The 9678-nt window shown below is 75.9% G+C and carries 12 protein-coding genes; 5 read left to right on the top strand and 7 right to left on the bottom strand.

Annotated features, from left to right (window positions below):
• Positions 1-21 precede the first annotated feature (21 nt).
• Together E9565_RS20345 and E9565_RS20340 are read right to left on the bottom strand one after the other, a co-directional pair.
• Positions 22-699, bottom strand: coding sequence for an HAD family hydrolase (locus E9565_RS20345; RefSeq protein ID WP_236827097.1), 678 nt, complete (start codon positions 697-699; stop codon positions 22-24).
• A gap of 38 nt (positions 700-737) precedes the next feature.
• A complete protein-coding gene (locus E9565_RS20340; protein ID WP_236827096.1) occupies positions 738-1859 on the bottom strand; it encodes an NDMA-dependent alcohol dehydrogenase in 1122 nt (373 codons plus the stop codon).
• A gap of 165 nt (positions 1860-2024) precedes the next feature.
• On the opposite strand from E9565_RS20340, the gene E9565_RS20335 reads away from it, so the two are divergent.
• The gene (locus E9565_RS20335; RefSeq protein WP_236827095.1) at positions 2025-2726 is read left to right on the top strand and encodes a TetR/AcrR family transcriptional regulator; all 702 of its coding nucleotides are present in this window, start codon (positions 2025-2027) and stop codon (positions 2724-2726) included.
• A gap of 12 nt (positions 2727-2738) precedes the next feature.
• Here the strand turns inward: E9565_RS20335 and E9565_RS20330 are convergent, their stop codons facing one another.
• The 4 genes from E9565_RS20330 to E9565_RS20315 all read right to left on the bottom strand — a co-directional run bounded on the left by E9565_RS20330 (position 2739) and on the right by E9565_RS20315 (position 5209).
• Positions 2739-3332 (bottom strand): TetR-like C-terminal domain-containing protein, encoded by a 594-nt coding sequence (locus tag E9565_RS20330; protein WP_236827094.1) that lies wholly within the window; start codon positions 3330-3332, stop codon positions 2739-2741.
• Between the two features lie 135 nt (positions 3333-3467).
• Positions 3468-3800, bottom strand: a complete 333-nt coding sequence (locus E9565_RS20325; protein WP_236827093.1) for a hypothetical protein — start codon at positions 3798-3800, stop codon at positions 3468-3470.
• A gap of 14 nt (positions 3801-3814) precedes the next feature.
• Positions 3815-4705, bottom strand: a complete 891-nt coding sequence (locus tag E9565_RS20320) for a 1,4-dihydroxy-2-naphthoyl-CoA synthase (protein ID WP_236827092.1) — start codon at positions 4703-4705, stop codon at positions 3815-3817.
• A 9-nt stretch (positions 4706-4714) separates the two neighbouring features.
• On the bottom strand, positions 4715-5209 hold the full coding sequence (locus E9565_RS20315; protein WP_236827091.1) for an NUDIX domain-containing protein: 495 nt from the start codon (positions 5207-5209) through the stop codon (positions 4715-4717).
• 180 nt (positions 5210-5389) lie between these two features.
• Here E9565_RS20315 and E9565_RS20310 point away from each other — a divergent pair, with 180 nt between their 5' ends.
• Genes E9565_RS20310 through E9565_RS20295 form a run of 4 tightly spaced genes read left to right on the top strand, consistent with a single transcriptional unit; the run spans position 5390 to position 8563 of the window.
• On the top strand, positions 5390-5851 hold the full coding sequence (locus E9565_RS20310; protein ID WP_236836596.1) for a MaoC family dehydratase: 462 nt from the start codon (positions 5390-5392) through the stop codon (positions 5849-5851).
• Positions 5852-5854: 3 nt separating this feature from the next.
• On the top strand, positions 5855-6427 hold the full coding sequence (locus E9565_RS20305; RefSeq protein WP_236836595.1) for a TIGR00730 family Rossman fold protein: 573 nt from the start codon (positions 5855-5857) through the stop codon (positions 6425-6427).
• 50 nt (positions 6428-6477) lie between these two features.
• Entirely contained in the window at positions 6478-7413 is a 936-nt protein-coding gene (locus E9565_RS20300) for an alpha/beta fold hydrolase (RefSeq protein WP_236827088.1), read from the top strand.
• Between the two features lie 28 nt (positions 7414-7441).
• Positions 7442-8563 carry a geranylgeranyl reductase family protein gene (locus E9565_RS20295; RefSeq protein WP_236827087.1) on the top strand — a complete coding sequence of 374 codons (1122 nt, stop codon included), beginning with the start codon at positions 7442-7444 and terminating at the stop codon, positions 8561-8563.
• On the opposite strand, the gene E9565_RS23425 is transcribed toward E9565_RS20295, so the two are convergent.
• On the bottom strand, positions 8560-9606 hold the full coding sequence (locus E9565_RS23425) for a diguanylate cyclase (RefSeq protein ID WP_236836594.1): 1047 nt from the start codon (positions 9604-9606) through the stop codon (positions 8560-8562). The two genes, E9565_RS20295 and E9565_RS23425, sit on opposite strands and share 4 nt — an antisense overlap.
• Positions 9607-9678 lie beyond the last annotated feature (72 nt).

Genomic DNA, 9678 nt, shown 5'->3' with positions numbered 1-9678 from the left:
GTCGGGCCGGGTCGGCGGGGGTCAGGCGCGTTCGGCGGAGAGGTCCAGCCGGTCCAGCGCCGCGGCGAGGTCGCCCGGGGTGTCGAAGACGTCGACGGCGCCTGTCCCGCGCAGTTCGTCATCGCCGAACCCGCCGGAGCGCACCACCAGCGCGGGCATCCCGGCGTTCGCCGCCGCCTCGACGTCGAACACCGAGTCGCCCACGACGACGCTGGCCGCGTCCACCGGCTCCCCCAGCTTCCGCAGCGCCACCTGCAGCAGGTCGGGCGCCGGCTTGCTGGACTCGACGTCCTCGCTGGTCGTCCACGCCTCCGCGAGGTCCCGGGCGTCCAGCAGGTCGAGGAAGTGGTCCACGTGCTTGGCCTTGCCCGAGCTGGCCAGCACCACCCGGTGCCCGCGCTCACCGAAGGCGCTGAGCAGGTCCCGCGCCCCGGGCAGCGGCGCCACCTCGTCGATGACCCGGTCGAACTCCTCCACCCAGCGGTCGCGCGCCTGCTCACCGATGCGCGCCTCGACGTCGTCCCCGCCGAGCGCGGCCGGCAACCGGTCACCGCCCATGCCGATCAGCCGGTGGATCCGCCAGACCGGGAACGTCTCGCCCAGCGACCGGAAGGCCCGGTACCAGGCGAGGGCGTGCTGGTAGTTGGTGTCGACGAGGGTGCCGTCGACGTCGAGGACGGCGATGCGGGGCTCACTCATGCGCCGACGAGTGCCCAGCCGACCCGGCGGTTAGTGCACTAATCGCCGGGGGCGTGCTCCAGGAGCCCCCGCACGGTCTCGCCGGCGGCCTGGTCGCGGTACCCCTGGTTCACCTCGTCGAGCGCGTAGCGACGGGTGATCAGCCGGTCGAGCTCCAGCCGCCCCTCCTCGTGCAGCCGGAGCAGCCGCGGGATGTCGGTGAACGGGTTGCACGAGCCGAACATCGAGCCCTGCACGCGGTGCTCGAACACCGTGGTGATCTGCCCGTTCAGCGTCGCCCGCCCCTCCTCGGGCCGGTCGGCGAGCGCGGTCAGCACCAGGGTGCCGCCCTTGCCCAGGCAGGCCGAGGCCGCCTTGAAGACCTCACCGGTCATCTTCCCCACCGTCACGACGACGACGTCGGCGCCGGTGCCGCGGGAGAGCTCGCGGGCCAGCGCCACCGCCTCACCCGCGTCGGCGACCGTGCGGGTGGCCCCCAGCGACTCGGCGAACTCCCGCTTCATCGCCACCGGGTCGACGCCGATGACGTGCATGGCGCCGGCGTGCACCGCGCCCTGCACCGCGTTCACGCCCACCCCGCCGAGGCCGACGACGACCACCGTGTCCCCGGGCCGGACACCACCGGAGTAGACCGCCGACCCCCACCCCGTGGGCACGCTGCAGGCGACCAGCGCGGCGGTGTCCAGCGGCAGCCAAGGGTCGATCCTCACGCAGGAGAACTCGCTGAGCAGCGTGTGCCGCGCGAAGGCGCCGATCATGCAGAACCCGCCCAGCGGCTCGCCGTCGAGGCGGTAGGGGAAGGTGCCGGTGGGCAGCTGGCCGGTGGCGATCGTCGCGCCCTTGTCGCACAGGTTGGAGCGGCCGGACGCGCAGAACCGGCAGTGCCCGCAGGCCGGCAGGAAGCTGGTGACGACGTGGTCGCCAGGCGCGACACCGGTGACGCCGGCGCCCACGGCCTGCACCACACCGGAGCCCTCGTGGCCGCCGACGATCGGGTAGCGCCCGCCGGGGTTGGCGTGCCGCAGGTGCTCGTCGGAGTGGCACAGGCCGGCGTAGGCCATCTCGACCAGCACCTCGCCGGGCCCGGGGTCGAGCACCTCCAGGTCGACGACCTCGTACTCCGTCCCGGCCTCGCGCAGCACCGCAGCTCTCGTCCGCACCGGGCGGTTCCTCCTCGCAGTCGTCGTCCCGGGCGCCCGGGCCTCCGGCCGGGTCCACCCGCGCGGCCATCGTGCCTGGTGGGCCCGGGCGCGCCGCGCGCACCCCCGCGGACATCCCGGTCGCTCGTCCGAGCAAGGAGAACGTTCCGTACCTAAGCTGGCACCGTGAGTGAGCAGACCGACCGCCGCGCGCGGAAGAAGGCGCAGACGCGGGCCCACGTGCGGGCGGTGGCCCACGGGCTGTTCGCCGAGCGCGGGTACGACGCGGTCACCATCGCCGACGTCGCCCGCACGGCCGACGTCGCCGTCCAGACGGTGTTCAACCACTTCTCCACCAAGGAGGAGCTCTTCTTCGACGGCCGCACCCCCTGGGTGCACGGCCCCGCCGACGCGGTGCGCCACCGGACCCCGGCGCAGTGCCCCCTGTCGGCGCTGATCGGCTACCTGGGCGCCTTCGTCCGCGACCGCATCGAGGCGCTGCAGGACCCGGACCACCGGCACCACGTGCGGCTCGTCGCCGGGTCGGAGTCCCTGCGCGCGCACGAGCGCCACCTGGTGGGCGAGTGCGAGCGGCTGCTCGCCGAGGCCCTGGCCGAGGCCTGGGCCCAGCCGGCGCACGACGGCCTGGTGCTGGAGGACCCGGGCACGACGGCGGCGCTCACCGCCGCCACCTGGCTCTCGGCGATCCGGGCGCTGCTGCTGCGGCAGCGCCCGGCGGTCACCTCCGGCGTGGACCCCGCAGTGATCGGCGACGAGCTGGCACGCCAGACCGAGCAGGTGCTCGACGGGCTCGCGGAGAGCGCCGAGCACCTGCTGCGCCGGCTCCGCGCTGCCGCCGGTCAGCCGCCCGCGCGGCTGGCCTGCTGAGCCGGGACCGCCTCAGACCCCGACGGTCTCGCCGACCGGCCGCAGCAGCGGCAGCAGCACCTCGTCGGCGACGAACTCGACCTGGGTGGCGGTCAGCGGCTCGGCCATCCGGTAGCGCTGCCACCAGAAGGCCTCGAGCACCGAGGCGAGCAGCCGCAGCCGCTCCAGCCGCACCGGCTCGCCGCGCTGCTGGGCGCGCTCGCCCAGGGTCTGGACGGCGGCGGCCAGCGGCTGGACGAGCGCCTCGTCGAGCCCGGCCCGCAGCTCCTCGTCGTGCCGGGCCGCCCCGACGAGGCTGGCGACGGCGCGCTCCTCCCGGTCCAGCGGCCGGGTCCAGCGGTCGCTGATCAGGCCCAGCAGGTCGGCGCGCAGCGATCCGGCGTCCTCGGGCACCACCACGAGGTCGAACCGGCTCACCGCGGCGCGGGCCAGGGCGGACATCGACGGCCACCGGCGGTAGATGCCGGCCTTGCCCGCGCGGGCGCGCGCGGCGATGCGGTCGCTGTTGAGCCGGCCCCAGCCCTCGTCGGCCAGGATGTCCACGGCCACGGCGAGCAGTTGCTCGGACAGCTCCGCGCTCAGCGGACGGCCGGGCGTCCCGCTCACGACCGGACCTCGGGGCGACGAGTCTTGCGCACCGGCACATCCTGCGCCTCCGACGGGGTCACCACAACGATCTCGATCATCCGAGGTGCGGATAACTTGCTGCGCAACGGGCCTTGCCACCCCTTCCGGTCCTGGTCAGGCGCCCGCGGCGCTCTCGACGTGCACCTGCAGCTGCGCGCCGTCCTCGGACAGCCAGCCGTGCGCGCGGGCGCCGGCGATCATCCCGTCCCACCGCGTGTTCCAGTCCCCGGCCGTCGCGCGGGGCTCCGCGGCGGCCCGCAGCGCGGCCACGTCCAGGAACGCGGTCTCCGCGTCCCTCAGCCGCCCGAGGCCGGACCGCTCCAGCGCCTCGCCCGCCTCCTCGTCGGTGACGACGCCCAGGGCCAGGTGCAGGCGGCCCAGGTCCTCGACGTCGACCACCCGGGCCTCGGGGCGCTCGTCGGCGCCCGTGACGATCTCGACGATCATGCGGTCCTCCTCGTTCAGACGTGCCAGGGGAATCGGGTGAAGTCGGGGTCGCGCTTCTCGAGGAAGGCGTCCCGGCCCTCGACGGCCTCCTCGGCCATGTAGGCCAGCCGGGTGGTCTCCCCGGCGAAGAGCTGCTGGCCGACCAGGCCGTCGTCGATCAGGTTGAACGAGTACTTGAGCATCCGCTGGGCGGTCGGCGACTTGGCCACGATCCTGCGGCCCCAGTCCAGGGCGGTCGCCTCCAGCTCGGCGTGGGGGACGACGCGGTTGACCATGCCCATGGCGTGGGCGTCGGCGGCGGTGTACTCCTCGCCGAGGAAGAAGATCTCGCGCGCGAACTTCTGGCCGACCTGCCGCGCCAGGTACGCCGAGCCGAAACCGCCGTCGAAGCTGCCGACGTCGGCGTCGGTCTGCTTGAACCGGGCGTGCTCGGCGCTGGCCAGCGTGAGGTCGCTGACCACGTGCAGGCTGTGCCCGCCCCCGGCCGCCCAGCCGGGGACGACGCAGATGACCACCTTCGGCATGAAGCGGATCAGCCGCTGCGCCTCCAGCACGTGCAGCCGGCCGCTCGAGCGCCCCTTGTCGTGCTCGTAGCCGTACCTCCCGCGCACCCGCTGGTCACCGCCGGAGCAGAACGCCCAGCCGCCGTCCTTCGGGCTCGGGCCGTTGCCGGTGAGGATCACGCAGCCGACGTCGGTGGACAGCCGGGCGTGCTCCAGGGCGGTGATCAGCTCGTCGACGGTCTGCGGCCGGAAGGCGTTGCGCACCTCGGGGCGGTCGAAGGCGATGCGGACGACGCCGGCGTCCACGGCGCGGTGGTAGGTGATGTCGGAGAAGTCGAAGCCCTCGACCGGCGCCCACGCGGAGCTGTCGAAGATCTCGGAGACGTCGTCGCGGGCGCTCATGCGCCGAACCTAACCCGCGGCCGGAGGCGGAGCAGCGCCGTCCTCGAGCAGCGGCCGCAGCCGGTCCAGCGAGGCGGCCAGCCCCGGGTGCAGCGCCACCGCGGACAGCCCGGCCAGCGGCACCCACGCCACGCCGTCGCTCTCGCCGTCCAGCCGGAGGTCGACCGCCTCGAACGGGCGCACCGGCCGGGCCAGCACCGTCGTGTAGGCCCAGCCCCCGTGGTCGTCCACCGACTGCGCGCCCAGGACGACGTCGGCCGCGGTGAGCCCCAGCTCCTCGCCCACCTCCCGCAGGGCGCCGGCGGCCGGGGCCTCCCCCGCGTGCAGCGCACCCCCCGGGGTGCCCCACGTGCCCCCGTGGTGGGACCACCAGGCCCGGTGCTGCAGGAGCAGCTCGACGCCGTCGGGGCCGTCGCGGTGGATCAGCAGGCCGGCGGCACCGGCCCGCCCCCAGTGGCGGTGCCCCTGGTCGCAGGCGGTCCAGCCGTCGGTCGAGGTGAGCACGACGGCCAGTGAACCCGGTTCCGCGCGCCCGCGCCCGGGTGACGCGAGGCCGGTCGGACCGGCGCGGGACCGGGTGCCCGGCGGAGCTCGCGCTCTGCCCACCCGGGGTGGGCAGAGCGCTACGTCCGCCAGGACTACGTTGCCTGGAGGCACCCACGTCCGACGGAGGAGCGCACACCGATGAGCACCACGACGACCATGGCCGAGCTGCCGGGGCTGACCGGCACCGAGCTCGGCAGCAGCGACTGGTACGAGGTCACCCAGGAGCACGTGAACCTCTTCGCCGACGCGACCGGCGACCACCAGTGGATCCACGTCGACGTGGAGCGCGCCAAGGCGGAGAGTCCCTTCGGCGGCCCGATCGCGCACGGCTACCTCACGCTCTCGCTGCTGGCCCCGCTCTCCTCGCAGGTCCTCGCCGTGACCGACACGGCGATGGGCGTCAACTACGGCCTGAACAAGGTGCGCTTCCCCTCCCCGGTGCCCGTGGGCTCGCGGGTGCGGCTGACCGCGACCCTGAGGTCGGTCGAGGAGGTCGCCGGCGGCCTGCAGGTCACGCTCGGCGCCGTGATCGAGCGGGAGGGCGGGGACAAGCCGGTCTGCATCGCCGAGCCCGTCTTCCGCTACTACGGCGGCAAGTAGCCGGTGCGCGTCGCCGTCTTCACCGGGTCGCACGCCGGCCCGCCGGCCCACGCGGAGGCCGTCGCGGCCTTCGCCACCGGGCTCGCGCGGGCCGGCGTGGGCGTCGTCTACGGCGGCGGCCGCGTCGGGATGATGGGCGTCGCCGCCGACGCCGCCCTCGCCGCCGGCGGCGAGGTGGTCGGGGTCATCCCGCAGCACCTCGTCGACGACGAGCTCGCCCACCCCGGGCTGCCCCGCCTCGAGGTCGTCGCCTCCATGCACGAGCGCAAGGCGCTGATGGCCGACCTCGCCGACGCCTTCGTCGCGCTCCCCGGCGCCGCGGGCACCCTCGAGGAGCTCTTCGAGGCCTGGACGTGGGGGATGCTCGGGCTGCACGCCAAGCCCGCGGCGCTGCTCGACGTCGACGGGTTCTGGCAGCCGCTGCTGGCCCAGCTCCGCCGCATGGTCGACGACGGCTACCTCGACGCGGCCCGGCTGGACGCGCTCGGCGTGGTGGACGACGCCGCCGGCCTGCTGCGGTTCGTCGAGGGCTACGTGCACCCGCCGCGGAAGTGGACGGCGCCCTCGTCGGCCTGACCGCGGCAGCCGTAACCCGCAGGCAACACCGCCCGTGGTGCACTGGGCCCGTGGCACCCCGCCTGGTCCGCCGGTCCCGGATCGTCCACGGGCACAAGCGGGCCTTCCTCCTCGCCGGCGAGGGCCCGCCGCTGCTGCTGCTCCACGGCATCGGGAACAACTGCCAGACCTGGGCCGGGGTGATCGACCGCCTCGCCGAGGAGCACACCGTCATCGCGCCCGACCTGCTCGGGCACGGCGACTCGGACAAGCCGCGGGGCGACTACTCCATCGCGGCCTACGCCAACGGCATGCGCGACCTGCTCTCGGTGCTCGACGTCGAGCGCGCCACCGTGGTCGGGCACTCGCTCGGCGGCGGCATCGCCCTGCAGTTCGCCTACCAGTTCCCCGAGCGCTGCCAGCGCCTGGCGCTCGTGGGCAGCGGCGGGCTGGGGCCGGAGCTCTCGGCGGGCCTGCGGGCGGCCACCCTGCCCGGGGCCGAGCTCGTGGTCGGCGCGCTCGCCGAGGTCTCGGGCCCGCTGCGCGGCGGCCTGCGGGTGGTCGAGGCGCTGGGCCGCGCGGCGGGGTGGCGCCGGGTCGGCGACCTCGCCGAGGCCGTCGACGCCCTGCTGGCCCTCCAGGACGCCGAGGCGCGGCGGGCGTTCCTGCGCACCCTGCGCGGGGTGGTGGACGTCCGGGGGCAGGCGGTGACCGCGCTGGACCGGCTGTACCTGGCCGACTCGGTGCCCATGCTGGTCATCTGGGGCGGCCGCGACCCGATCGTCCCGGCCCAGCACGCCGAGACGGTGCGCACCGCGGTGCCCTCGGCCCGGGTCGAGGTCTTCGAGGACGCCGGCCACTGGCCGCACCTCGACGAGCCCGACCGCTTCTGCGACGTGCTGCTGGACTTCGTCGCCACCACCGAGCCCGCCGACCACGACCTGGACAGCTGGCGGCGGCTGCTCGCGCAGAACTGGGACGGCGTCCCCCGCCCGGTCGCGCGCTGACCCCGGGGCCTCCCCTAGCGTCGGCCGGGTGGAGCACTGGGACGTCGTCGTCGTCGGCGGGGGGCCGGCCGGCGCCGCTGCCGCCCTGGCCGCCCGGCGGGCCGATCCCGCCGCCCGCGTCCTGGTGCTCGACCGCGCGGACTTCCCCCGCGACAAGGTGTGCGGGGACGGCATCGCCGCCGAGGCGCTGGACGTGCTCGCCGCGCTGGGGGTGGACGCGGCCGCCCTCACCGCCGGCTTCCCCGCCGTCCCCCGGCTGCGGCTGACCTCGCCGCGCGGGACCACCGTCGAGCGGGACACCGAACGCCCCTCGCACGTCGTCCCGCGGGTGGTCCTCGACGTCCGGCTCGTCACGGCCGCCCGGGACGCCGGGGCGGTGCTGCGCCGGCACCAGGTGCGGCAGGTGCGGGTGCACCCGGACGGCGTGGAGGTGGACGGGTCCGTCACCGCCGGGGTGCTGATCGGGGCCGACGGCGCGGAGTCGGTGGTCCGCCGGGCCCTGGAGGTGCGGCGCAACGCGCCGACGGAGCTGGCCGTGGCACTGCGCGGTTACGCCCCCGAGCTGCCGGGCCAGGCCGGGGTGCAGGTCCTCGTCACGACCGAGCAGCGCTGGCCGGCCTACGCGTGGTCCTTCCCGCTCGGCGACGGGCGGGCGAACGTGGGCTACGGCGAGCTGGTGTCCGGCGGGGCCAGCCGGGCGGGCCTGGAGGAGGGGCTGCGCCGGCTGCTGCCCGGCGTCGCGCCCGACGGCCTGCGCGCGCACCGGCTGCCGCTGAGCACCGGGCGGCCGCGGCAGCCCGACGGCCGGGTGCTGCTGGCCGGGGACGCGGCGGCGCTGGTCAACCCGCTCACCGGGGAGGGCATCTTCTACGCGGTGCTGTCCGGCGCGCTGGCCGGCGCGGCCGCCGGTGCGGGCGCGGGAGCCGGGGCGGCCTACCGGCGGGCGCTGGGGCGCCGGCTGGGCGGGCACCTGCGGCACACCGCGGCGGCGTCCCGGCTCAGCCGCCGGCCGGCGCTCATGGAGGCGGTGCTGCGCTCGGCGGGCGCGCGGCAGCAGGTGTTCGACGACGTGGTGCGGCTCGGGCTGGCCGACGGCCGGCTCACCCTGCGCGCGCTCGCGGGCGCGGCGCGCCACCTGCCCTCGAGCTAGGCCCCGGCGAGCGCCACCTCGACGCGGCCCCGGCCACCGCGCTTGGCGGCGTAGAGGGCGATGTCGGCGGAGGAGTACAGCTCGCGCAGGTCGGCCACCGCGTCCGGCACGTGCGAGACGCCGACGCTCACCGACAGCGTGTGCCGGCTGCCGTCGGGCAGCACCAGCGGCGCCCCGCGCACGGCGTCGAGCAGCTGCTCGGCCCGGCGCGCCGCGACCTCCCGGGAGCAGTCGCGCAGCAGCACCGCCACCTCGTCGCCACCCAGCCGGCTGGCGAGCGCGTCGACGGCGCGGATCTGCCGCTTGATCACCGCGGAGAGGTGCACCAGCGCGTCGTCCCCGGCCAGGTGGCCGTGCACGTCGTTGATCATCTTGAACCGATCGATGTCCAGGAGCAGCAGCGCGGTCCCGGCCCCGGCCGCGGACGCGGCCCGGCGCTCCTCGAGCGCCTGGTCGAACACCCGCCGCGTCACCAGCCCGGTGAGGGCGTCGACGTCGGCCTGCTGCCGCAGCGCCGCGACCAGCCGCTCCTGGTTGCCCGTCGCGCGGATCAGCAGGCCGCCCACCACGCCGAGCATGGCGCCGGAGAAGACGAAGTCCGTGACGGCCCCGTTCGCCGGGGCGATGTCGAAGATCATCACCGCGTCGGCGACCACGGCGACGACGGTCGCGAGCACCGCGCCGACCACGCGGAGGTGGAAGCCGGCGTAGAGCACCACGAACGCCAGGAAGGCCTGCGAGCGGGTCGACGTCCCGCCGCCGTACACGGCCAGCACGCACAGCACCGTCACCCCGACGACGGCGAGCAGGAGGAAGGCGCCCGCTCGGTCCAGGCGCTCGGCCGGGACCACGTGGAACAGCGCGGCCACCGCGACCAGCCCGGCCACGCAGGCCCAGATGACCGCCGGGCCGGCGCCCCCCTCCCCCGCCGGCCCCAGGAGCCCGACCAGCGCCAGCATCCCGGCGCAGATGGCCAGGACGACGACGGCCGTCCGCGCGGCCGCACGGGGTTCACGCGTTCGGAGGCAGGACGGGAAGGTCACCTCCCCTGCATCGGCGTGCGGCCGCGCGGACGGTCGTCGTCGTCCTGGCCATCTGCGCCGGGATGCTGGCGC

The sequence above is a fragment of the Blastococcus sp. KM273129 genome (genome assembly GCF_021698995.1).
Lineage (GTDB): Bacteria > Actinomycetota > Actinomycetes > Mycobacteriales > Geodermatophilaceae > Blastococcus.
This window is presented reverse-complemented; position numbering and strand designations above follow the sequence as displayed.